This window comes from Octadecabacter dasysiphoniae, assembly GCF_021532615.1.
In the GTDB taxonomy this organism is placed as follows: domain Bacteria; phylum Pseudomonadota; class Alphaproteobacteria; order Rhodobacterales; family Rhodobacteraceae; genus Octadecabacter; species Octadecabacter dasysiphoniae.
The window spans coordinates 1,232,959-1,257,002 of the sequence record NZ_JAKGAQ010000001.1; the positions used below are offsets into that span (position 1 = coordinate 1,232,959).

General features: G+C 58.7%; 16 protein-coding genes. 5 read left to right on the forward strand and 11 right to left on the reverse strand.

Annotated elements, in window-relative coordinates; genetic code table 11:
* Window positions 1-229 precede the first annotated feature (229 nt).
* Complete coding sequence (locus L0664_RS06005; protein ID WP_235224709.1) at window positions 230-6,430, forward strand: cadherin-like domain-containing protein; 6,201 nt, start codon at window positions 230-232, stop codon at window positions 6,428-6,430.
* A 101-nt stretch (window positions 6,431-6,531) separates the two neighbouring features.
* Here L0664_RS06005 and L0664_RS06010 read toward each other — a convergent pair whose 3' ends face one another.
* Both L0664_RS06010 and L0664_RS06015 read right to left on the reverse strand, forming a co-directional pair.
* On the reverse strand, window positions 6,532-7,125 hold the full coding sequence (locus tag L0664_RS06010; protein ID WP_235224710.1) for a nucleotidyltransferase family protein: 594 nt from the start codon (window positions 7,123-7,125) through the stop codon (window positions 6,532-6,534).
* The gene (locus tag L0664_RS06015) at window positions 7,122-9,512 is read right to left on the reverse strand and encodes a GcvT family protein (RefSeq protein ID WP_235224711.1); all 2,391 of its coding nucleotides are present in this window, start codon (window positions 9,510-9,512) and stop codon (window positions 7,122-7,124) included. Before L0664_RS06015 ends, L0664_RS06010 begins: the two co-directional genes overlap by 4 nt.
* A 136-nt stretch (window positions 9,513-9,648) precedes the next feature.
* On the opposite strand from L0664_RS06015, the gene L0664_RS06020 reads away from it, so the two are divergent.
* Window positions 9,649-12,054, forward strand: a complete 2,406-nt coding sequence (locus tag L0664_RS06020; protein WP_235224712.1) for a GcvT family protein — start codon at window positions 9,649-9,651, stop codon at window positions 12,052-12,054.
* Between the two features lie 89 nt (window positions 12,055-12,143).
* On the opposite strand, the gene L0664_RS06025 is transcribed toward L0664_RS06020, so the two are convergent.
* The gene (locus L0664_RS06025) at window positions 12,144-12,701 is read right to left on the reverse strand and encodes a lipid-binding SYLF domain-containing protein (RefSeq protein ID WP_235224713.1); all 558 of its coding nucleotides are present in this window, start codon (window positions 12,699-12,701) and stop codon (window positions 12,144-12,146) included.
* A gap of 101 nt (window positions 12,702-12,802) precedes the next feature.
* Entirely contained in the window at window positions 12,803-13,795 is a 993-nt protein-coding gene (gene hemB / locus L0664_RS06030) for a porphobilinogen synthase (RefSeq protein ID WP_235224714.1), read from the reverse strand.
* 113 nt (window positions 13,796-13,908) lie between these two features.
* On the opposite strand from hemB, the gene L0664_RS06035 reads away from it, so the two are divergent.
* Together L0664_RS06035 and mfd are read left to right on the forward strand one after the other, a co-directional pair.
* Entirely contained in the window at window positions 13,909-14,433 is a 525-nt protein-coding gene (locus L0664_RS06035) for a component of SufBCD complex (RefSeq protein ID WP_235224715.1), read from the forward strand.
* 37 nt (window positions 14,434-14,470) lie between these two features.
* Window positions 14,471-17,911 (forward strand): transcription-repair coupling factor, encoded by a 3,441-nt coding sequence (gene mfd, locus L0664_RS06040; protein ID WP_235224716.1) that lies wholly within the window; start codon window positions 14,471-14,473, stop codon window positions 17,909-17,911.
* On the opposite strand, the gene L0664_RS06045 is transcribed toward mfd, so the two are convergent.
* The 3 genes from L0664_RS06045 to L0664_RS06055 form a co-directional block, all read right to left on the reverse strand.
* Window positions 17,908-19,113 carry a multidrug effflux MFS transporter gene (locus L0664_RS06045; RefSeq protein WP_235224717.1) on the reverse strand — a complete coding sequence of 402 codons (1,206 nt, stop codon included), beginning with the start codon at window positions 19,111-19,113 and terminating at the stop codon, window positions 17,908-17,910. The two genes, mfd and L0664_RS06045, sit on opposite strands and share 4 nt — an antisense overlap.
* A 115-nt stretch (window positions 19,114-19,228) precedes the next feature.
* Window positions 19,229-19,873: a DsbA family oxidoreductase gene (locus tag L0664_RS06050; RefSeq protein WP_235224718.1), complete on the reverse strand. Its 645-nt coding sequence runs from the start codon at window positions 19,871-19,873 to the stop codon at window positions 19,229-19,231.
* Window positions 19,860-21,356: a class I adenylate-forming enzyme family protein gene (locus L0664_RS06055; protein ID WP_235224719.1), complete on the reverse strand. Its 1,497-nt coding sequence runs from the start codon at window positions 21,354-21,356 to the stop codon at window positions 19,860-19,862. The genes L0664_RS06050 and L0664_RS06055 overlap by 14 nt, the downstream gene beginning before the upstream one ends.
* Before the next feature lie 66 nt (window positions 21,357-21,422).
* On the opposite strand from L0664_RS06055, the gene L0664_RS06060 reads away from it, so the two are divergent.
* Entirely contained in the window at window positions 21,423-22,043 is a 621-nt protein-coding gene (locus L0664_RS06060) for a helix-turn-helix domain-containing protein (protein ID WP_235224720.1), read from the forward strand.
* Window positions 22,044-22,052: 9 nt separating this feature from the next.
* Here L0664_RS06060 and L0664_RS06065 read toward each other — a convergent pair whose 3' ends face one another.
* The 4 genes from L0664_RS06065 to L0664_RS06080 form a co-directional block, all read right to left on the reverse strand.
* The gene (locus L0664_RS06065) at window positions 22,053-22,280 is read right to left on the reverse strand and encodes a hypothetical protein (protein ID WP_235224721.1); all 228 of its coding nucleotides are present in this window, start codon (window positions 22,278-22,280) and stop codon (window positions 22,053-22,055) included.
* A 53-nt stretch (window positions 22,281-22,333) separates the two neighbouring features.
* A complete protein-coding gene (locus tag L0664_RS06070; protein WP_235224722.1) occupies window positions 22,334-22,999 on the reverse strand; it encodes an aquaporin in 666 nt (221 codons plus the stop codon).
* A complete protein-coding gene (locus tag L0664_RS06075; protein ID WP_235224723.1) occupies window positions 22,996-23,481 on the reverse strand; it encodes an arsenate reductase ArsC in 486 nt (161 codons plus the stop codon). Before L0664_RS06075 ends, L0664_RS06070 begins: the two co-directional genes overlap by 4 nt.
* An 86-nt stretch (window positions 23,482-23,567) precedes the next feature.
* On the reverse strand, window positions 23,568-23,891 hold the full coding sequence (locus L0664_RS06080) for a PilZ domain-containing protein (RefSeq protein WP_235224724.1): 324 nt from the start codon (window positions 23,889-23,891) through the stop codon (window positions 23,568-23,570).
* Window positions 23,892-24,044 lie beyond the last annotated feature (153 nt).

Here is a 24,044-nt window from a genome sequence, read left to right on the forward strand (position 1 = left end):
CTGGGGGGCACACCGGCTGACTGGGGACGCCGGGTCGAGATTTAGGTCTCGGTGAAGTGAGTGGTGTCTGCGTGATCGGGTCTAGACCTATTCATATGCGGATGAGAGTTTGGTCGCCTTTGGCGTCCAGCGTGTGTGTCGAGTTGTGGCCAATTGTTCCCTTCTTACACAGACGTGTCATCAAAGGTCCGGCCATGTGGCTGGGAACACGGGTAAGATAGGAACGAATATGTCTGATTATACAATTGACTGGTCACATACGAACGTAGACGGCAACAACACGATTGCCGGTCCGGACGGAAACATCAACGTAAGCATCGCAACGCCGCAAAACGGCGAAGGCAAGCAGTGGTTCGTCGAGAACGGCATGCTGAAGAACTGGGATGTGACGCACGACAGCTCAGCCGATATTACGTTCTCCGAGGAAGTCGAGAATGTGAACTTCACGTTGCTGGACGTGGATCGCCTTGATGAAATTACCATCATGACGAAAGACGCAGACGGCAACGCGGTTGAAGTCGAGTTCGAAGCAACAGGCGTTCACGATGTGAACGGCAATGTTGTGACTGGTACGCAGACAAACGCGCCTGGCCCGGGTGCAGACAACAGCGTTCAAGACATCAACATCCACATCCCTGGCCCTGTCATGACATTCTGGATTGTTCTGGATGACGGACCAGAGCGCAGCTATTCCGGCACGGTTGCTGTCAGCGACATCCACTTTGACGTGGCATCCACCGAAGACGGTTATGTAGACGGCACAGCTGGCGACGATGAAATCATCGTCAACGAATACGAAGATGCGGACGGCGACGAGATTGACGACAACGACGCCATCCTTCCCGGTGAAGGCGCGCAGGACGATATCGTTCTGGCTGGCGCTGGCGACGATCTTGTGATGGCCAAAGACGGCGACGACGAAATCTATGGCGGCAACGGCGATGACACGCTGTGCGGTCAGGATGGCGACGACGTTGTATATGGCGGCCGCGGCAATGACATTCTTGAAGGCATGAACAACAACGACGTTCTGCTGGGTGAGCAAGGCAACGACACGCTGTATGGCGATGCGGGCGAAGACATCATGTCCGGCGGCACAGGCCACGACGAAATCTTTGGCGGTGCGGGCGACGATCTGGCGTCTGGCGGCAAAGGCAACGACGCCATCAACATGGGCAACGGCAATGACGTGGCCTATGGCGGTCTTGGCGCGGACAGCATCATCGGTGGTGCCGGCAACGACACGCTGATCGGTGGCAACCAGTCGTTCAACGGCACGCAGGATTTCAACGATCTGGCGGCTGGCGAATTGGTGGATGGTCAGTACATCGGCGAAGGCGTGACAATCACGTCTGGCGACCCGAAGACGCCTGTTATGGCGTTTGATACAGCCAACCCAACAGGTGGCGATGACGATCTTGCGACAAACAACCTTGGTAAGGTTCTGATCCTGTCCGAAGACCGCGACGGATCCGACCCTGACGACAACGCATCTGGCGGGTCGTTCTTTATCAACTTTGAAAACCCTGCATCTGTGACGGCTTTGACGTTGCTGGACGCGGATGGTGGTGCTTGGGTCAAGTATTACGACATGAACGGCAACTTGTTGCAGCAGGTCGATGTGACCACTGCGGACAATGGCCAGCATGTTGTGAACACGAACCTGGATAATGTTGCACAGATCGAAGTGATCCTTGGCAATTCCGGCGCGATCGACAACCTGACGTATTCCATCGACCCCGACAACATGGATGGCAACGACGTCATCGCGGGTGGCGACGGTGAAGATTACATCGAAGGTAACGCTGGCAACGACAGCATCGACGGCGGCAACGACGACGATGAAATCTATGGCGGCGACGGCAATGACCGTATCTTCGGCAACGACGGCGACGATGTGGCCTTTGGTGGCGCTGGCGACGACAACATGGGCGGCGCGGACAACGGCAACGACGAATACTACGGCGGCGCTGGCAACGACATGTTCGAAACCTCGTTCGGCGACGACACGCTGTATGGCGGCGAAGGCAACGACAACCTTTGGGCGTCTTCTGACAACGACACCGTCTTTGGCGGCACGGGCGACGATAGCGCCTTTGGTGGCCACGGCGATGACATTGTGTATGGCGACGAAGGCAACGACACCGTGTCCGGCGGGTCCGGGTCTGACTCCGTATTTGGCGGCGCAGGCGACGACATCGTCGAAGGCGGCGGTAACTTCAAAGACGACAACGGTGTTGACGGCCCAGACGCGCTGTTTGGCGGCGACGGATCTGACACCATTATCGGTGGCGCAGGCGACGTTGTTGACGGTGGCGCAACCGGATCGGACTACGACGTTCTTGACCTGACGGGTCAGGGGTCGTTCGTTCTGGAAAATGTTGTGTCTGACACAACAACAGGCGGCAACGGCAACGGTTTCAACGGCACGGTTGTGTTTGTTGATGGTGACGGCAACCCGACGGGCGAAACGCTGACCTTCACAGACATCGAAGAAATCATCGGTGACGAAGTGAACCGTGGCCCTGATGCGGCGGACGACGTTGCAACTGTTGACGAAGACGGTTCCGTGATCATCAACGTTCTGGGCAACGACAGCGACCCGGACGGTGATCCGCTGGAAGTGACTGACGCAACGTCCCCGAACGGCACTGTGACCATCAACGCGGATGGCACACTGACATTCGAGCCTGCCGACGACTTTAACGGCAACACCACCATCACCTACACCATCGACGATGGTCAGGGCGGCACGGACACAGCGACAGTCAACGTCACAGTGAACCCTGTCAACGATGGGCCTGTTGCAAACGATGACGTGGCCGAAACAGATGAGGACACAGCTGTCATCATCGACGTTCTGGGCAACGACACGGACGTCGATGGCGATGATCTGACTGTCACGGATGCGACGTCCCCTAACGGTGACGTGACCATCAATGGCGACGGTACGATCACGTTTGAACCAGCACCTGACTTCTCCGGTGAGACAACGATCACGTACACAATCGATGATGGCAACGGCGGCACAGATACGGCCACTGTCACTGTGACGGTTGGCGAAGTGAACGATGGTCCTGACGCGGTTGATGACGCCAACACAACAGACGAAGACACGTCTGTAACGGTTGATCTGCTGGCCAACGACACAGACCCAGAGGGCGATGACCTTGAGGTTATTTCGGCCACTCTGATTTCTGGCGAAGGTACGATCACAGATAACGGCGACGGGACTGTCACGTTTGAGCCAGCAGAAGACTTCAACGGCGAAGCGGTGATCGAATACACGATTAGCGATGGCAACGGCGGCGAAGACACAGCCCAGCACACGATCACTGTAGATGCGGTGAATGATGCGCCGGATGCGGTGGATGATGCCTCTGTTACGGATGAGGACACAGCGGTCATCGTTGATCTTCTGGCCAACGACACCGACGTTGATGGTGATGACCTGACGGTTGTCGAAGCCACGGTTCCGGCCGAACAGGGCACGCTGGTCGACAATGGTGATGGCACAGTGACGTTCACGCCTGCTGACAACTTCACCGGTGAAGCGACAATCAGCTACACCATCGAAGACGAAGACGGCCTGACAGATTCAGCGGTTCACACCATCGACGTGGCTGCGGTTCAGGATGCGCCAGAAGCAGAAGACGACGTTGCTGAGACAGATGAGGACACACCTGTCACCATCGATGTGTTGGACAACGACAGCGATCCGGACGGTGATCCTTTGGAGGTGACCGAGGCGACATCGCCTGACGGTGACGTTACGATCAATGCTGATGGTACGATCACGTTTGACCCTGCTGAAAACTTCAACGGCGACACAACGATCACCTACACGGTTGAGGACCCAGACGGGAATTCCGACACCGCGACTGTGACCGTCACAGTGAACCCGGTGAACGACGCACCAGAGGCCAACGACGACGCAGATGTGACCGACTTCAACTCGCCTGTTATCATTGACCTTCTGGACAACGACACAGACGTGGACGGTGATGATCTGTCCGTCACAGCGGTTTCTGTTCCGGTTGAGCAGGGCACAATCGTCAACAACAACGACGGTACGGCCACGTTCACACCTGCCATGGGCTTCACCGGTGTTGCGACAGTCAGCTACACCATCGCAGACGAAGAAGGCCTGACAGACGACGCAGAGCACACGATCACCGTGGGCGACGCACCGTTGGACGGCACTGTCGAAGGCACAGCCGGTGATGACATCATCGATGGCGGTTACTTGGGCGATCCGGACGGCGACCGCGTTGACAACGACGACGCGATCCTGCCCGGCGATGTTGAGGACGACGACCTGATCTACGGCTTTGGCGGCGACGACACGATCCTTGCGGGTCAGGGCGACGACGAAGTGTTCGGTGGCGACGGTAACGACGTTATCCTTGGTCAGGACGGCAACGATACGCTGTCCGGCGACGCTGGCGAAGACAACATCACAGGCGGCAAAGACAACGACACCATCTTTGGTGGCGATGACAATGACACGCTTGACGGTGACAGCGGCGACGACAGCATCCAGGGCAACGAAGGTGACGACAGCATCCTTGGCGGCGGCGGTGATGATATCATCCGCGGCGGCGATGGTGACGACGTGATCGACGGTGAAAACAACGATGACATGATCTTTGGCGGTGCCGGCGATGATGACCTCAGCGGTGGAACCGGCGTTGACAAAATCGAAGGCGGATCTGGCGACGATACAATCGACGGCGGCGCTGGCGATGATGATCTGTGGGGCGCGTCTGGCGACGACACAGTGTTTGGCGGAACTGGCAACGACACCATCGCAACGGCCGAAGGCAGCGATGTGGTTGAAGGCGGCGACGGCAACGACACCATCGACACCAGCAACGATCAGGTTCCTCTTCCTGATCTGAGCTTTGGCGACATTATCCCTGCGGATGGTGATTTCCCTGGTTCGTCCCCGACAGATGACCTCGACACTGTGTTCGGTGGTGCTGGCAACGATACAATCACAACAGGCGACGACGCTGACGTGATCTTTGGTGGCACAGGCCGCGACGTGATCGACGGTGGTATCGACGCTGACGAAATCGACGGTGGTGACGGCAACGACACGATCATCGGTGGCGAAGGGTCTGACACGATCTTTGGTGGCGAAGGCAACGATACGATCTTTGCAGGGCTTGAGCCTGGCACAGACCTCTTCGGTATCCCTGAGCAGTTCGACGATGACCTTGGCGATCCTGAGCCCGACAACGGCGACGATCTGGTCTTCGGTGGCGCTGGCAATGACACCATCCTTGGTGCCGACGACAGTGACGAACTTTATGGTGACGACGGCGACGACTTCATCGACGGTGAAATCGACGACGACGAACTGTTCGGCGGCGCGGGCAACGATACGCTCCTCGGTGGCGAAGGCGACGACATCCTCAAGGGCGAAGAGGGTGACGACATCCTTGACGGCGAAGAAGGTGACGACGTTCTGTTCGGCGGTGTTGGCGAAGATACCCTTGATGGCGGCGACGGCGATGATCGTTTGGCCGGTGGTCAGGACGACGATGTGGTCAACGGCGGCGACGGTGATGACACCGTATCCGGCAACGACGGCAACGACACGCTGACAGGCGGCGACGGCGAAGACTTCATCAACGGTGGCGCGGATCGCGATGTGATCCTTGGCGGTAACGGTGGTGATGTGGTCAACGGCGGCAACGCTGGCGACGACTTCGACACACTGGACCTGACGGGTGCGGGCGTTGATTTCATCACCTACACGTCTGCGGATCGTGAAGACGGTATCGTCAACTTCCTTGACGGAACCACCATGACGTTCGAAGAAATCGAGAACGTGGTGCCATGCTTTACGCCGGGTACAACGATCGCGACACCGAAAGGCGAACGTCTGGTCGAGGAGCTTCGCGAAGGCGACCGGATCATCACACGTGACAACGGCATCCAAGAGATCCGTTGGACAGGCCGCAAAGAGATGACGGGCAAGGCACTTGTGGCCAATCCGCACCTCAAGCCGATCCTGGTACGTGCCGGTGCCCTCGGGAATGGTCTGCCAGAGCGTGATATGCTGGTATCGCCAAACCACCGGATGCTGGTCGCATCAGACAAAACGCAACTTTATTTCGAAGAGCGTGAAGTTCTGGCCGCTGCCAAGCACCTTGTTGGATCCGAAGGTATCCATGCTGTTGATGTGATGGGCACTGCCTACATTCACTTCATGTTCGACAACCACGAAGTGGTGCTGTCAAACGGTGCATGGACTGAAAGCTTCCAGCCTGGCGATTATTCCCTCAAGGGGATCGGCAACGCGCAGCGCAACGAAATCTTTGAGCTCTTCCCAGAGCTTCAGGAAAAGCAGGGTCTGGAAGGATACCAGTCTGCACGTCGCGCGCTGAAGAAACACGAAGCCAAGCTTTTGGTGAAGTAAACGAATATGCAGCTGCGGTGGGGTCTTTGGGCCCTGCCGCGATAGAAAAGGGCCGGATGCAGGGGTGCATCTGGCCCTTTTTTCATGTTCGGATGTTGGGGTTAGCGTCCGGTTTTGGTGCGCCAGTCGGCCCAATCCTGCGGCGTGTCCAGATCAAGGCGCGCGACGTCATTGGGCAGCGGGACCAAGACCGTTTTGGCGATCAGCGGGCGGACGAGTTCTTCGCCACCTGTGTCGCCCTTAAGGTGGGCAAACCCGCCGCGCACGTCGTCATGAAACACAATCGGGTGGCCCGCTTTGCCGCTTTGCGTTGCGCCGCGCACGATCGGGGCATCGGGGTGTGCCAGCGCGGCGTGGGCCACGGTGCGCATTTCATCCGCGCCGATTTCGACCAGATCACCAAGCACCATCATGAACCGCGCGCATTGGGGCAGCTGCGCGACGGCCCCGCGCATGGTGCCCCCCATGCCTTCAGCCGCGTCAGGCACAACCAAAACGGTGACGTCTAAGTCATTGATAATGCTATGCCTCGGGTGGTCGGTATGGGGCAGGGCCACATAAACACCCCCGCCCAACGACACCGCCGCCTGCGCCAAACGGCGCAGTTGCGGCACGCCGTCTACCGTTTCAAGCAGCTTGTCACGACCGCCCATGCGGGCAGAGCGTCCGGCCGCCAGGATCAGGATCGGTATCATCCGCGCATCCGCGACCCGTTGGCGTCAAAGATGGGCGCGGTGATCAGGGTCGCGTTGCGCATTTCACCCAAGATTTCGATCTGTGCCTTTAGGCCGTCAACGGCGTGGTCTTTCGGGATCAGTGCGAACGCGATGGATTTGCCCGTGTGATGGCTATAACCGCCCGATGTGCAAAAGCCCTGAACCGTGCCGTCAATGAACACGGGTTCATAGGCAGTGACGTCGGCGTCGTTGGCATCAACGTCGAACGTGACAAGGCGGCGGGGGGCCGCGTCGGCCTGTGCTGCGGCCTTGCCGATGAAGTCTTTGTCCCATTTGATGAACCGATCCATCCCCGTTTCGGCCGCTGTATAATCGGGCGAAAACTCCCGCATCCATGACCCGAAAAAGCGATCCAGCCGCAGTGACATAATCGCGCGCATTCCAAACAAGGACAGGCCCATCGGCTGGCCAGTTTCCCACAGAGTTTTCCACAGGGCGCGTTGGTCCATCGGATCACAGTAAATTTCGTACCCCAAATCACCTGTGTACGACACCCGATTGACCGTGCAGGCGGTCTGCCCGATGGTCATGGTGCTCACGTCTAAAAATTTCAGATCCGCATCATCGCGCGTGCAGGCCTTTAGAAGGTCGCGCGCGTTGGGGCCCGCGATGGAAAAGCCGTTCACTTTATCGCTTATATTTTCGATGCTTACGCCGTTGTCTTGATGTTGGAGGAACCAACGCATGTGCTGGGCCTGCGCACCGTAAGACGCGGTTAAAACAAAGCTGGTTTCGCTTAGACAGGACACCGTGAAATCGCCCAAAAGTTTGCCGTTTTCAGACAGCATTGGCGTCAGCGAAATGCGGCCCTGTTTGGGAATGCGGCCCGCCATGATCCGGTCCAGCCACGCCCGCGCATTTACACCTTTAACGCGATATTTTCCGAAGTTATGCACTTCGGTGATGGCGACGTTTTCGCGTAAGCATTTGACCTCGCGGGCGACGGCATCAAAGGCGTTTGATCGCCGGAACGACGGGTCTTCGAATGTGGGTTCATCGCCCTGCGCAAAGTAGTTGGGGACCTCGAGCCCGTATTGATGGCCCCACACGGCGCCAAGGCCAGAAAAGATGTCATACATCGGCGTTGTGCGGTGCGGGCGCGCGGCGGGCAGTTCTTCGTTGGGGTAGGCGATTGAAAACCGTTTTTGATAGTTTTCGATGACTTTGGGGCGGGTGTAGCCCGGTGTGATCCAGTTCCCAAAGCGCGCGATATCCATCGCAGTTACGTCGCGGTCCGGTTCGCCGTCAATCATCCACTGCGCCAGCGTGAGGCCGACGCCGCCGCCTTGGCTGAACCCCGCCATGACCCCGCAGGCCGACCAATATCCGCGCAGGCCTGGGATGGGGCCAACCAGTGGGTTGCCGTCAGGTGCAAAGGTGAAGGGGCCGTGCACCACCGATTTCACGCCCGCACGGCCCAAGGCCGGAAAGCGTTTGTAGGCGAATTCTATGCTGTCTTCGATCTTGTCAAAATCATCGGCCAGCAGTTCATGGCCGAACGTCCACGGTGTGCCGTCCACCGCCCAAGGTCGCGCCTTTTGTTCATAAAATCCGATGCACAGCCCTTTGCCTTCTTGGCGCAGATAACTTTCGCCGGCAGGGTCCATGACGTGGGGGTGTTCTGTGTCGCGGGCCACGATTTCGGGCACGTCGTCTGTGACGATGTATTGGTGTTCCATCGGATGCAGGGGGGCGTAAATTCCCGCCATCGCGGCGACTTCGCGTGCCCATAACCCACCCGCGTTCACGACGTTTTCTGTGTGGATCGTGCCTTTGTCGGTCACGACATCCCATGTTCCATCCGCGCGCTGGGTTGTGGCGGTGACCATGCAATGCGTGACGATGTCCGCCCCGCCCATGCGCGCCGCCTTTGCGTAGGCGTGGGTCGTACCGCTGGGGTCAAGGTGCCCGTCAAGCGGATCATAAAGCCCGCCGATAATGCCGTCCGTGTTGGCGATGGGCGCGATTTTGTTGATCTCATCGGGGCCGATGATCTCGGTCTCTAGGCCCATGTAGCGGTGTTTTGCGCGCTCTGCGACCAGCATATCAAAGCGGTCTTTGTTGTCGGCCAGCGTCACGCCGCCCACGTGGTGCAGACCACACGACATGCCTGTGATCTCCTCCAACTCCTTGTAAAGCTTGATGGTGTAGCCCTGAAGTGCTGCCATGTTCGTGTCGCCATTCAGCGTGTGAAATCCGCCCGCCGCGTGCCAGGTTGACCCGCTTGTCAATTCGGATCGTTCCAGCAACATCACATCGGACCAGCCCAGTTTGGTCAGGTGGTACAGAACGGACGCGCCTACGACGCCTCCGCCGATGACAACAACGCGGGTGGTGGTTTTCATGATGGTCTCCTTCGTTGGGTATAGGCTAATTTTGATTGTGATGCAGGGGGGGACGGTTTGCGACAAGAGGTGTCGCATTGTGGCAAATGGCGCGCGCGCAGGGATTTCACTGTAGGGGTAACCAAAGGAGAGACCCATGCGCACCCATGCCCAAGCTGTTGTCATAGGGGGCGGCGTTATTGGCTGCTCGATCTTGTATCATTTGGCGAAACTTGGCTGGTCCGATGTTGTCCTGCTTGAACGCGACGAGCTGACCAGCGGATCGACGTGGCACGCAGCGGCCAATATTCACGGGTTGCATGACAGCACGAACATTTCGCGCATTCAGCATTACACGATGAATTTGTATAATGAGCTTGAGGCTGAGACAGGCCAGTCGTGTGGTGTTTTTCAGCCGGGGTCGCTGTATCTGGCCCAGACCGAGGAGCGTGAACATCAGCTGCGTCTTCAGGCGGCCAAGGCCAAGTTTTATGGGATGAATTTCCATGAAGTGTCGCGGGCCGAGGCAGAGGCGCTGCATCCTTTGGTGAACTATGACGGCATCCGCTGCATCATGTTTGAACCCGATGGCGGCAATGTTGACCCCAGCGGCGTGACGAATGCCTATGCGATCGGGGCACGTCAGCGCGGGGCTGAAATTATCCGATTTTGCCCCGTCACAGCGACGGTGCAGCAGCCGGACGGGACGTGGATTGTTGAGACGCCAAAAGGGAATATCGCGACCGAGTGGGTGATCAACGCCGCCGGATTGTGGGGGCGCGAGGTGGCGAAACTGGCAGGGATTGAACTGCCGCTTTTGCCGACCGAACACCAGTATTTCGTGACCGAAACCATCGCGGAAATTGCGGCTATGGATCGCCGGTTGCCGTCTGTCGCGGATCGCGACGGAGAGTATTATTTGCGCCAAGAGGGGCAGGGATTGCTTGTCGGGGCTTATGAAAAAGACGTGCGGTTCTGGGCCGAGGATGGCACGCCCCAAGGGTTTGGCCATGAATTGTTTGCGGATGATCTGGAACGGATCGAAGACAATATGATGCGCGCGATTGATCGTGTGCCCGCCGTGGGTGAGGCGGGGATCAAACGGGTAATCAATGGTCCGATGATCTGGTCACCGGATTCCAATGTTTTGTTTGGCCCGCATCCTGATTTATCGAACTACTTTTGCTGCAACGGGATTATCCCGGGGTTTAGCCAGTCCGGTGGAATGGGCTTGATGGCGGCAGAATGGATCACCGAAGGCGAATCGACTTACGACATGTTTGCATGGGATGTCGCAAGATTTGGTAAATGGGCCGATGCAAAGTTCACCAAAGCGCGGGTGGGCGACCAATATGCGCATCGTTTCAAGATCCATTTCCCCGGCGAAGAACGCGATGCGGGCCGGCCTGTGCGCGTGCGATCTGTGTATGAACAGCAGCGTGATATGGGCGCGGTGTTCGGGCTGAACTACGGCTGGGAACATGCGGCCTATTTCGACAAAGACACGCCAGACAGTGCGGGTTTCACCCGCCAGCCGTGGTTTGACAGTGTTGGGCGCGAGGTGAAGATGTTGCGCCAAGCCGTTGGTGTTATTGATATTTCCAACTTCGCCAAATACCGCTGCGCGGGTGCGGGGGCTGAGGATTGGTTGAACGCTGTGTTTGCCAACACCATGCCCAAGGCCGTGGGGCGGTCCTGCCTTACGCCGTTGATTGGCGTGAATGGCGGTATTGCGGGCGATTTCACCGTGACGCGCATGGGTGAGGATGAGTTCTGGGTCATTGGGTCTGGCATGGCGGAGCGGTATCATCAGCGGTTCTGGGCCATGGTCCCGATGCCCGAAGACACCACATTCGAAAGCATGACGGATGCGTGGTGCGGGTTTAACATTGCCGGACCTTTGGCGCGTAAGGCGTTGCAATCACTTACGAATACATCACTGGCGACGGATGATTTTCCGTTCATGCGGTCAAAGTGGATCGAGGTTGCGGGGGCCGCGTGTCTGGCGCTGCGTGTGTCTTTTACCGGCGATTTGGGTTGGGAAATTCACTGCAAGGCTGCGGACCAAGCCATTGTTTATGAAGCACTTTTGAAAGCGGCTGACGCACAGGATGGCGGCCCTGTGGGAAGTCGTGCGTTGATGTCGCTGCGGGTCGAAAAGGGCTACGGATCTTGGGGGCGCGAATATAGCCCCGAGTATTGGCCCCAAGAGGTCGGGTTGGATCGGTTGATCAAAGTAGAAAAGAAATTTCTACATAAAAACAAATACTTGAAGGTCAAAGATAGTGTATCACGTGAGGTGTTGTCGTTGATCCATGTGCAGGATGTGACGACGGCGGATGCCACTGGAGGAGAACCTATTTTCCGACCTGACGGCACGCCGGTCGGGCGGGTCACGTCGGGGGCGTATGGGTATTCTGTGGGGATGAGCCTTGCGCTGGGATACCTCAAGGACACGCCCGCGGGCAGTGCTGTTGACGTCATGATCCTTGGCAAACCGCACCGGGGCGTGGTGTTGGCTGAGCCACCGTTTGACCCCAAAGGCGAACGGCTGCGCGCCTAGATATGCAGTATGGGTCCGGTATGGTTCGGGTATGGGTCCGGTATGGGCGTGATATGGCCCACACCGGATGATAACCGCTAAGTCCCTGATTACGGGATAATTCTTGTGTATTTAGTGCCCTCAATCGTCGCACCGGCACGAAATCCGGCCTGTGCGAAGACAACTGCGATAACTGGCGCGAGGGATGTTGTCGTTTCAGCGCGCAGGGTTTCGCCGCGGTCTTGCAATGCATATTCGATGTCCGCACCCGCAGCCCAACCGTTTGCACGGCGGAAATCTGTCAGCGCGTCTTGGGTCATGAAGAACAGAACCGTCGAGTATTGCTGTGCGCCGATCTGAAGGCCCGCGCTGCCGGAGGTCGCGGAGTAGTAATCCACGGTGCTGGAACCGATGCGCAGCGCGCCGCGCCCGAACGATCCGCCAAAGCCAAGCCCTGCCTCGGTGACGACGGGCATCACCAGCATTCCGCTGGCTTTGAACGACAAATCGCGCGTGCCGGGGTAGTTGTTATACATGAAATTCAGGGTGCTATCGACGCGGCTGTCGATCACCGCAGCGCCATTGCCGCCGATGCCATTGCCGCAAGCGGATAGGGTGGTTGTTGCCAATGCGCTGAGCGCAAAGGAGCGTCTGTTAAGTAGGGTCATGACTGCCTCGTGCCTAAAGGTTCGGGGTTTGCCCCCGTTATGGGGAACACAATAGGCGGTATTTCGCGTGATGTCAGCACCTAGATGCAGGGTGGCGGGAATTAGCCATTCAGCAGCTTGGCGGCGGCGGGGGCGAAATAGGTCAGCACTCCGTCACAGCCAGCGCGTTTGAAGCACATCAGCGATTCCATCATCACTTTGTCATGGTCCAGCCAGCCGTTTTGCGCGGCCGCCTGCATCATAGCGTATTCACCCGACACCTGGTAGGCGAACGTCGGCACGCCAAATTCGGTTTTCACGCGGCGCACGATATCAAGGTAGGGCATACCGGGTTTGACCATGATCATATCCGCGCCTTCCGCGATGTCGCGGGCCACGAGGCGCATGGCCTCGTCCGAGTTTGCAGGATCCATCTGGTAGGTGTTCTTGTCCCCCGTGAGCGCGCTGGACGCCCCAACCGCATCGCGAAATGGGCCATAAAACGCAGAGGCATATTTGGCGGTGTAGCTGAGGATCGTCACCTTTTGGTGGCCCGCGGATTCAAGTGCTGTGCGGATGGCACCGACGCGCCCGTCCATCATATCGGACGGGCCGAGGATATCGGCGCCCATTTCCGCCTGAACCAGCGCCATTTTTACCAATGCTTCGACTGTGCGGTCGTTGACGATTTCGCCATTTTCAACAAAGCCGTCGTGGCCGTTGATGTTGTAGGGATCAAGCGCGATGTCGGTCATCACGGCCATGTCGGGCACGGCCTTTTTGATTTCGGCGATGGCGCGGTTGGCGATGTTGTCGGGTGACCAGGCGAGCGCGCAGTCTTCGGTGCGCGCGTCCATCGTGGTATAGGGGAAAATGCAGATCGCGGGGATGCCCATGGCATAGGCTTCGCGCGCGGCGGCACCGATGCGATCCACGGTGCGGCGCATCACGCCGGGCATGGAGGCGACGGGTTCTTCGGCGTCGGTGCCTTCCATCACGAATACGGGCCAGATGAAATCGGCAGGCGACAGCGCGGATTCGCGCACCATCGATCTGAGCGCGGGGGTGGCGCGCAGGCGGCGCAGGCGGGTTGTCGGAAACGGAGGAAGCGTCATCAGTCGGGCCTTTCAAGTCACACCCAACTGCTGCCATGTAAATCGTGACATCACAAGTCTGGGCATTGGCGCCGCGCAGCGTTAGGTTGCGCAAAAATCAACAGGCGGACGTCGTGGATTGGACCAACACCCTTTTTGAAGTGATCGATATGCGGTCGTTCAGCAACCTTTGGTTCTGGATTGCGCTTGCTGTCGTGTGGTCATCGGTCAGCCATTGGGTGCTGGGCGTGCCGTTTGATATGATCCAGCGCGCGCGCAAGAATGGTGGGCAGGCCGAGGCGGATTTGCACGACATGGTGCGCATCAACGTGAACCGATTGTTGTACATCGGGCAGGTGTCCGGGTTGGTGTTGTTGCTGGTGCTGTCTTTTGCGCTGACGTCACTGGCGATTTTGGCGTTTTTCTATGATGTGGAATTTGCCCAAGCGGTGTTTTTGCTGGCGTTTCCGCTGACGTTGGTGGGCGCGCTGAGCCTGTCGACATCACAAGCCATCGCGACACAGCAGCCCGAGGGCGAGGCCCTTTATGCGCGGCTGTCCAAACACCGCGTTATCACCCAGTTTATCGGTATGATTTCGATCTTCGTGACCGCGATGTATGGCATGTATCAGAATTTGGCCGTTAGCCCGATCTTCTAGCGGTTGACTTGGCCTGTCCGCGGGGTAGGTCGGGGGTATGACAGCATCCAAACATATCACCGTGTCCGGCGCGCCCGAAGGGTTTGACGCCCGTCTTATTTTGGCCGAGGCCGACAAAGGCGCGGTCGTGCATATTTGCCGCGATGACAAACGCCTTGAGGCCACGCGCGCGGCTTTGGCGTTTTTTGCGCCCGACATGCCCGTGATTGTGTTTCCGGGCTGGGATTGTTTGCCCTATGACCGTGTGTCGCCCAACGCCGATGTGTCCGCCGCCCGTATGGCGGTGCTGGCGGGGTTGGCGCATGGGATGCCTGCAAAGTTCATTTTGCTGACAACGCTGAATGCCGCCACCCAAAAAGTGCCTGCGCGGTCTGTGCTGCGCGAGGCTGCGTTCAGCGCGCGTGTGGGCGGACGGGTGGACGAGGCCGCGTTGCGGGGATTTTTGGTGCGCATGGGCTTTACCCAAGCGCCCACCGTGACAGAGCCCGGCGATTACGCGGTGCGCGGCGGCATTATTGATATTTTCCCGCCCGGTCAGACGGGGCCTGTGCGCCTTGATCTGTTTGGTGATGATCTGGACGGGGCGCGCCGCTTTGACCCCGCGACGCAGCGCACCACCGAAACGCTTGAGGTGGTTGAGCTTGCCCCCGTGTCAGAGGTGATTTTGGATGAGGCTGCGATCACGCGGTTCCGACAGAATTACCGTTTGGAATTTGGCGCGGCGGGCACGGATGACCCGCTTTATGAGGCGGTGAGCGCGGGCAAGAAACACGCGGGCGTGGAACACTGGATGGGGTTCTTTCACGAAACCCTTGAGACGCTGTTTGATTACCTGCCATCAGCAACCGTGACGTTGGACGAACAAAACGCAGCACAGCGCGATGCCCGCTGGGTGTCTATTGCCGATCAATATGATGCGCGCCGTGAGGCGATGTTGGCCAAGGGGCGGATGGATTCCGTTTATAAGCCCGCCAAACCTGACGGGCTGTATCTGGATATGGCCGCGTGGGACGCCGCAATTGCGGACAAGCGCGTGTTGCAATTCGGGGCATTGCCACAAGCCACAGGGTTGAACGTAATCGATGCCGGCGGGCGCATCGGGCGCAATTTTTCGCCAGAGCGTCAGCAGGAAAGTATCAGCCTTTTCGGGGCGTTGGCGGATCATCTTAAAGCGAAACTTGAAAGCGGGCCGGTTGTTGTTGCGTCCTACTCCGAGGGCGCGCGCGAACGTCTGATGGGGTTGATCGAGGATGAGGGTATTGCCGAGACAATCCCTGTCACGGATTTTGCACGGGTTGGAAAACGCGGGCTGCATCTGGCGGTTTGGGCGTTGGAACACGGGTTCGAGGCCGACGGACTGACCGTTGTGTCCGAACAGGACGTGCTGGGGGATCGGTTGATCCGGCAAACCAAACGCAAAAAGCGCGCCGAGAATTTCCTGACCGAAACGCAAAGCCTGACACCCGGTGATCTGGTGGTTCACGTGGATCACGGTGTGGGCCGGTATCTGGGGCTTGAGGTCGTGACGGCCGCAGGGGCGGCGCATGAATGCCTGCTGCTGGAATATGCCGAAAATTCAAAGCTGTATCTGCCTGTTGAAAATATCGAACTGCTTAGCCGGTTTGGTCATGAGGTCGGGCTGCTGGACCGATTGGGTGGCGGTGCGTGGCAGGCCAAGAAGGCCAAGCTGAAGGAACGCATCCGCGAGATGGCGGAGCGCCTGATCCGAGTGGCGGCCGAACGCGCGCTGCGCACAGCGCCTGCGTTGACCCCGCCGGATGGGATGTGGGATCAGTTTTTGGCCCGTTTTCCCTATGCGGAAACGGATGATCAATTGGCCGCGATTGGCGATGTGATCGAAGACCTCGGATCGGGGCAACCGATGGATCGCCTTGTGTGTGGTGACGTGGGTTTTGGTAAAACCGAGGTCGCGATCCGTGCGGCGTTTGTCGCGGCGATGTCTGGTGTGCAAGTGGCGATTGTCGCGCCGACGACGTTGCTGGCGCGCCAGCACTACAAGGGTTTTGCCGAACGGTTCCGTGGATTTCCTATCAATGTCAGGACGTTATCGCGCTTTGTGAGTGCGAAAGAAGCAGCGCTGACGCGGGACGGGATCACGAAGGGCACGGTCGATATCGTGATTGGCACCCATGCGTTGCTGGCCAAATCCGTGCGCTTCAAGAACCTTGGATTGCTGGTGATTGATGAAGAACAGCACTTTGGCGTGCAGCACAAGGAACGGCTGAAACAGATGCGCACGGACATTCACGTGCTGACGCTGACGGCCACGCCGATCCCGCGCACGTTGCAATTGTCGCTGTCGGGCGTGCGTGAGCTGAGCATTATTGGCACACCACCCGTCGATCGTTTGGCGATCCGCACCTATGTGTCCGAATTTGATACCGTGACCATCCGCGAGGCGCTGTTGCGTGAACATTACCGCGGCGGGCAGTCGTTTTTCGTCGTGCCGCGCATTTCTGATTTACCCGACATCGAAGCGTTCCTGCGCGATGAGGTGCCCGAAGTGTCGTTCATTACCGCGTCCGGCCAGATGGCCGCAGGTGAGCTCGATGATCGGATGAACGCGTTTTATGACGGCAAATATGATGTGCTGTTAGCGACGACGATTGTGGAAAGTGGTCTGGATATTCCAACGGCAAACACGATGATCGTGCACCGCGCGGATATGTTCGGCCTTGCGCAGCTGTATCAAATTCGCGGGCGGGTCGGGCGCTCCAAAACGCGGGCCTATGCGTATTTGACCTATAAGCCGCGCCAGAAACTGACGCCGCAGGCTGAAAAACGGCTTCGTGTGCTTGGATCGATCGACACGCTGGGGGCTGGTTTCACGCTGGCGTCGCAGGATTTGGATATTCGCGGGGCGGGCAATTTGCTGGGCGAAGAACAATCCGGCCAGATGCGCGAAGTCGGCTATGAGTTGTATCAGAGCATGCTGGAAGAACAGATCGCCAAGATCAAATCCGGTGAAGTGACCTTGGTTGAGGATGGCCAGTGGGCGCCGCAGATTAACCTTGGTGTGCCTGTGCTGATCCCTGACACCTACGTGCCTGATCTGGATGTGCGTCTTGGGTTATATCGCCGCCTGTCTGATCTGACGACCAAGGTTGAGCTGGAAGGATTTGCTGCGGAACTGATTGACCGGTTCGGGAAATTACCGCGTGAGGTCAACACGTTGATGCTGGTCGTGCGCATTAAGGCGATGTGCAAACGCGCTGGCATTTCTCAGCTGGATGCGGGCCCGAAGGGGGCTGTTTTGCGGTTCCACAACGACAAGTTCATCTCGCCCAAGGGGTTGGTTGAATTCATCGAAGACCAGCGCGGGCTGGCCAAGGTGAAGGACAACAAGATCGTCATTCGCCGCGATTGGGGTACGGACCGCGAAAAGATCCAAGGGTCGTTCAACATCGCCCGCGATTTGGCCGCGAAGGTGAAAGAGGCCAAAAAGGCGAAGGCCTAGCCGTCGCTGTCGCGCCGGATCATGGATGTCAGGGTGAAGGCCAGAACGGCGCAGATAAGGGTGCCGATGGCCAATGGCATTGGTGTTCCGTCAAAGCGCAGCCCGATGGGCACGGCGATAAAGACAGCGCCCACGGTTGCGGACGCCGTGACGAGGGACGCGGCCATGCCTGCAATGTGGCCCATGGGTTCCATCGCTAGCGCGTTAAGGTTGCCGAGCGTGAGGCCGGCCTGAAAGAACACCGAAATTGTCCAGAACGCGTAAAACAGCAGTTCTATCTGGTTGGGCAGATGAAGGCTGACGACCAGCACCATCCCCAATGACAACGCGATTTGGGCTAAAAACATGGCTTTGATGATCGGGCGCATGCCAAGGCGTTGCACGATACGGGCGTTTACGATGGACGCGGAGGCGGCCAGAATTGCGATGCCGCCAAACCATAAATGAAAGGTTTCGCCCTGTCCGTAGGTGACGTCAAACACCTGCTGGGTGGAGCTGAGCACGGAAAACAACATCCCGAGGCTGAGGGTTTGGACAAGGGTGGCTAGACGCACGGTGGGGTGGCGCAGGACTTCGCTGGCGGCGGACCACAGGCTTGTGAAGCTCAGCGGGCGGCGTTTTTCGGGCGGCAATGTTTCGGGTTGGCGCAGCATCAACCAGATCGACACGAGCGTCGCAAAGATCGCGAAGGCCAGAAAGATGCCGCGCCAATCAGACACGGCGATGATCACGGCGCCAAGGGACGGCGCGAGGGCGGGCACCAGCGAAAAGATCAACATGATGAACGACATGATGCGCGCCATGTCGCGGCCGGAATAAAGATCGCGCACAATCGCCACGGAGGCGACGCGGGGGGCGGCGGCGGCCAACCCCATGGCGAGGCGTGCGGCCAGCATGGTTTCCAGCGATTGCGCGAAATAGGCCGCCAAAGTCGCGCAAACGTACAGCGCGGCACCCGTGACAATCACCGCTTTGCGCCCGAACCGGTCGGCCAGCGGACCCGTGAAGAACGTGCCCAAACCCATGCCAAGCACAAAGCTGGTGATGATCAACTGCGCGCGGTTGGGCGCGTCGGGTGATAATTCAGCGGCGATTTCGGGCAGGGCGGGCAGCATGGCATCGATAGAAATGGCGATTGTCGCCATCAACATCGCAATCAGCGCGACAAATTCCGTTTGGCCGAGGGGTTTGATCGGGGGCATTATGCGGGCCTTTTGTACAGGGCGATTGCGGCGGCCCAGATCGCCAGTTCCAAGGCAAAAACCGGATGCAGGATGAAATTCAACACCCGGTTGTCAAAACGCGAGGTGTCGGTGATCACTCGTCCGCCTCGATCTGGTCCATGATTTCGCCCATCACCTTGAGCCACATTTCGGTGGGCTGCGCGCCGGGCACCGCGTGTTGGTTGGCGACGATAAAGGTCGGCACAGACGAAATGCCCATTTCGCGGCTGTGGGCATCGCGTTTCTGGATGTTTTCGATGTCCGCGTCTGAATTCAGCAGCTTGGTGACCACTGCGGCGTCCATTTCGCAGCCATCGGCGATGTCGGCCAGGACTTCGTGATCACCGATGTCGCGCGCGTCGCGGAAATAAGCCTCGAACAGGCGCTGGACGATGAAGGATTGGCGCCCTTCAATGCCCGCCCAGTGGATCAGACGGTGTGCGTCGATGGTGTTGGGGGTGCGCTGCATGCCGTCAAAATCGATCTTGAGGCCCGCGGCCTCGGCTGCTGTCACGACGGGTGCGTAGGCTTTGACGGCGCCTTCTTTGCCGCCGAATTTTCCCTCAAGGTAGTCGCGCCGTCCCATGCCGCCTGCGGGCATTGTCGGGTTCAGCTGGAACGGGTGCCATTCGATGGTGAACGGGTGATCGGGGATCTGTTCCAGCGCGCGGTCCAGATTGGTTTTGCCGATGTAGCACCACGGGCAAATCGGGTCGGAAATGATATCAAGTTTGACCATGATCGGCCTCCCAGTTTTGTCTAAGCGCGCGGCGCAGGAGTTTGTTGTTCGCCCCGCGGGGCAGTGTGTCGCGCCAAATGAACAGGCGCGGCGTTTTGTAGTGAGCGAGGTGCGCGGTGCAATGTGCCGCGAGTTCGCCCTGATCTAACACATCTGGGCCGGTGTAAAAGGCGGCAATGATGCTGGCGTCCGATTTCACGCGCAGCTCTACGGCGGCGGCGTCTTCTATGGCGGGATGCAGGGTAAGGGCGCTTTCGACTTCGATGGGTGACACGCGGTAGCCGCCCGCGTTCATCATATCATCCACGCGCCCGTCATAACGGATGGCGCCAGACGGGGTGCGGGTGGCGACATCGCCCGTCAGGAACCAATCCCCGCTGAATTTGGCCGCCGTTTCATCCGGCGCATTGAGGTAGCCGAGCATGAGGCCGGGATCGGATGTATGAACCGCGATCTGGCCTGCGTTTGCGGGTGATCCAGTGGGATCCAGAAGGGCGATCTGGCGGCCGGTTTGGGGCTGGCCGAGGGTATCGGGGTCTGAAGGCCGGGACGGATTGCCAGAGATGAAGGTGGAACATTCCGACATTCCGTAGGCTTCGAAAATCGGGGTTTTGGAGGCGTTTGTCCATGCGGTGCGCGTCGTTTCGGGGAGCTTTTCACCCGCCGACAGCCCGTGTCGCAGGGCTGGCATCGGGGTGAATTCCGACTTTAAGAGTTGGCGGTAAATACCTGGTGCGGCTGCAAAAAGTGTCGCGTTGTGATCGCGCAGAAGGCGGGGCAGTTGGGCGGGCGTGGTGCCTGCGGCGGGGATCAGGGCGGTTGCGCCGCGTGTCCATGGGTCCATCAATCCGGTGCCGAGCGTGTAGGTCCAATTGAATGCGCCCGCGTGCAAGACACGATCATTTGGCGTCAGGCCGTACCAGCCGTCTACCATCATCCGGCGGGCCCAGATGGCGCGGTGTGCATGGATCACGCCGCGCGGTGTGCCTGACGTGCCGGAGGTGAAAATGATGTAGGCTGGGCGGTTGGGATCGCCCATTTCAAAGGGTGCGGGGGGCAGTGTGGCAAAGGATGCAAGGGTTTCGGTTGTGATCACCGCGGCAGAGTAATCGGGGCGCGTGATGCCTGCCGCGGCAATGATCGCGGCGGGCGCGAGGTCTTGTGCGAGGGCTGTGATTTCAGGGGCCGTCAGCTGGGCAGAGGTCGGCACGGGGATCAACCCGGCGGTGATGCAGGCCAGAAAGGCGATCGGGAAATCAGGCGCATTGCCAAGGCGCAGCAACACGCGGTCAGACGGTTTTAGCCCAGTGCGAAGAAGGCCTGTTGCGGCGCCGCGAATGGCGGTTTCAAGCTGCGCATATGTCCAGTGGTGCGCAGATGTCGCGCCAAGCAGGCTGAGCGCGATCTTGTCGGGCAGATCATGGGCGCGGCCCAGCACGTGGGCGGCCATGTTGAAAGGGGCTGGGACGGGATCAGGGGTCATGAGCCAAGCGGTATCGCCCGCACCGTGCGGTTGCAAGGTGGGGGCGTGCTGCCGTATAGCACTGATATGACAACTGACCCCAGATCCCTGATTACGATTGCGCGCGAAAGTGGCGACAGTGAAACGGCTGTGCCTTTGGATCTTGGCATTCGGGTGCGCGAGCTGCGCAAGGCCCAAGGTTGGACGCTGGAACAGGCGGCCACACAGGCGGGATTGGCGCGATCAACTTTGTCCAAGATTGAAAACGGGCAAATGTCGCCGACCTATGATGCGTTGAAAAAGTTGGCTGTCGGGTTGCAGATTTCGGTGCCGCAGCTGTTCACGCCGCCCCAAAAGGGCCAAGTGACCGGTCGGATGTCGGTGACGCGATCCGGTGAGGGGGCGAGCCACGCCACGGCGACCTATGAGCATGAATTGCTGGCCGAAACCCTGACCAAAAAGCAGATGTTGCCGTACCGTGCGCAAGTGCGTGCGCGCAAACCGGACGAATTTGACGGCTGGGTGCGCCATGACGGCGAAGAATTTCTATACGTGCTGACGGGGGTTATCCGGCTTTATACCGAATTTTACGAACCCGTTGAGATGAAGCGCGGGGACAGTGCGTATTACGACGCATCCATGGGCCACAATGTCATTTCGATCAGCGCAGAGGATGCGACGATCCTTTGGGTGACATCACTGGCCTGAGTGCCGCAATTACGCCGCGGCCTGTGCGCGAAGGCGTGCGCCTGTGTAGGTCAGCCAGTTGTCCAACGCTTCGCCCGCTTCGGCGACTGTCAGATCGTGGGTTTCGGCAAGATACATTTCCATACGCGCGCGATCGCCGCGAAACCGGCGCATGGCCGTCACTTCGAGGTGGCGAAAATCATAGCAAAGATGTTCGATCAGGTTTGGCCAGCTGGCAAGAACGTGAGCCCAGGGCATGAGAATCCTCCTATAAGGTCAGCCCATCAAACCCAACAGATATTGAGACGAAGTTAATCAGCGCCGTCTTTGGCGGGGCCGAACAGCAGCGGCAAGACGGCCAGCGCCACAAACAGCCCGACCAGCTGTGCGAGGATAAAGCCGGACACATGGGCGGGATTGATGCCTGCGAAGGTGTCCGAAAACATCCGCGCGATGGTGACCGCCGGGTTGGCAAAGCTGGTGGAGGAGGTGAACCAATAGGCCCCCGTGATATAAAGCGCGACAAGGGTGGGCACGGCGGCGGCATTGCTGCGCAGCCCGCCCATGATGACGAACAACAGCCCGAAGGTCGCGAAGATTTCGGAGGTCCATTGATGCGCGCCTGTGCGGTCCGTCGTGGAAAACTGCAACACGGAGAGGTCAAACATCACATGACACAGCCAGACGCCCAAGATGGCGCCGATGATCTGCACAGGAATGTAGGCCACGGCAAGCGGCCAAGGATGATCGCCCTTGATCGCGAAGGCCAGCGTGACGACCGGATTAAAATGCGCCCCCGACACGGGGCCCAAAATGGTGATGATGAAATAGAGAGTGCAGCCTGTGGCGATGGCGTTGGCCAGCAGGGCAAGGGCGGTGTCATCGGTGAGCGTTTGCGCCATGATGCCGGAGCCGACGACGCCGATCAGCAGGAAGGCGGTGCCGATGAATTCAGCACCGAGTTTTTGCATGTTCATAAGTCGGCGATTCCGTTCAGGGCGGTTTTGAGGTCGGCGGTTGACAGTGTGTCCAACGGCAATTCCATCAGGGCCGATGCCTTGCGTGACAAGGCATCAAAGGCCGCACTAAATGCGGCGTCCCAATCGGGTTCGGCGGCTGCGGCAGGGTCGGGAATGCCCCAATGGGCCTGCACGGGCGCGTGGCCGTTTGTGGTGGGCCAGAACGGGCAGGTTTCTGCGGCGGCGCTGTCACAGACGGTTATGACGATGTCCATTTTGGGCGCGTCCGGCGTCGCGTAGATGTCCCAGCTTTTGGATGACAGATCGTCGGTTGCAAAGCCTTTGTCGGCCAGCAACGTCAAGGACTGCGGATGGACGCGGCCCGATGGTGTGGAGCCTGCGGAATAGGCATGGATGCGGCCCGCACCTTTGCGGTTCAGGATGCATTCCAAAAGGATCGAGCGGGCCGAGTTACCGGTGCAAAGGACAAGAATGTTCATAGGCGTTTCACTATCTTTGATGTGTAACGCATTTATGACGGATCACTGATTTCGATGCAAAGCCTGCTTTGATGCGCGGGCGGGCGTTAGCGCAGTTCGGTAAAGGCGTGAACAGGGCGATGAATTGCGCCAAACGTTTTTGGGGTTTGTCGAATCTGGGCGATTTGGCGAGTGCCGAGCTGTTGGGCGAATTTCACCCCGCATTGATCGTCTTCGGCCCATTGCACGGTCGCGACAAGATTGCCGACGGATGATTTGACGGTGATGACATCCCCTTTGTTGACGCCCTTGACCTCAAACACGCCGGCGCCTGTCGGTGTGATATTGGTCAGGTGGCATTTCTGGTTGGTGGTGCCGTGTACAACGTCAACGGGAAACATTGTCGGATATCTGTGTGGTCTGTAGCCCATGTGTCGGTCTCCTTACGGTGTGACCTAGACGGCAGGAGGTGAACAAAGGGTTAGCACGCGGATGCGTGGGCCCGGATTTCGGCCCTAAAGGTTAACGCGAGCAGGGGGTGCGCATGGATGGCAAAAGGGCGCCCCGATGGAGCGCCCCCTAGA

Excerpts from the sequence above, each read along its gene's own strand:
- L0664_RS06075 (WP_235224723.1), bottom strand. The coding sequence starts at position 23,481 with ATGAACATTCTTGTCCTTTGCACCGGTAACTCGGCCCGCTCGATCCTT.
- L0664_RS06020 (WP_235224712.1), top strand. The coding sequence starts at position 9,649 with ATGCGCACCCATGCCCAAGCTGTTGTCATAGGGGGCGGCGTTATTGGC.
- hemB (WP_235224714.1), bottom strand. The coding sequence starts at position 13,795 with ATGACGCTTCCTCCGTTTCCGACAACCCGCCTGCGCCGCCTGCGCGCC.
- L0664_RS06055 (WP_235224719.1), bottom strand. The coding sequence starts at position 21,356 with ATGACCCCTGATCCCGTCCCAGCCCCTTTCAACATGGCCGCCCACGTG.
- L0664_RS06050 (WP_235224718.1), bottom strand. The coding sequence starts at position 19,873 with ATGGTCAAACTTGATATCATTTCCGACCCGATTTGCCCGTGGTGCTAC.
- L0664_RS06080 (WP_235224724.1), bottom strand. The coding sequence starts at position 23,891 with ATGGGCTACAGACCACACAGATATCCGACAATGTTTCCCGTTGACGTT.
- L0664_RS06070 (WP_235224722.1), bottom strand. The coding sequence starts at position 22,999 with ATGAACATGCAAAAACTCGGTGCTGAATTCATCGGCACCGCCTTCCTG.
- L0664_RS06025 (WP_235224713.1), bottom strand. The coding sequence starts at position 12,701 with ATGACCCTACTTAACAGACGCTCCTTTGCGCTCAGCGCATTGGCAACA.
- L0664_RS06060 (WP_235224720.1), top strand. The coding sequence starts at position 21,423 with ATGACAACTGACCCCAGATCCCTGATTACGATTGCGCGCGAAAGTGGC.
- L0664_RS06045 (WP_235224717.1), bottom strand. The coding sequence starts at position 19,113 with ATGCCCCCGATCAAACCCCTCGGCCAAACGGAATTTGTCGCGCTGATT.
- L0664_RS06015 (WP_235224711.1), bottom strand. The coding sequence starts at position 9,512 with ATGAAAACCACCACCCGCGTTGTTGTCATCGGCGGAGGCGTCGTAGGC.
- L0664_RS06065 (WP_235224721.1), bottom strand. The coding sequence starts at position 22,280 with ATGCCCTGGGCTCACGTTCTTGCCAGCTGGCCAAACCTGATCGAACAT.
- L0664_RS06010 (WP_235224710.1), bottom strand. The coding sequence starts at position 7,125 with ATGATACCGATCCTGATCCTGGCGGCCGGACGCTCTGCCCGCATGGGC.
- mfd (WP_235224716.1), top strand. The coding sequence starts at position 14,471 with ATGACAGCATCCAAACATATCACCGTGTCCGGCGCGCCCGAAGGGTTT.
- L0664_RS06005 (WP_235224709.1), top strand. The coding sequence starts at position 230 with ATGTCTGATTATACAATTGACTGGTCACATACGAACGTAGACGGCAAC.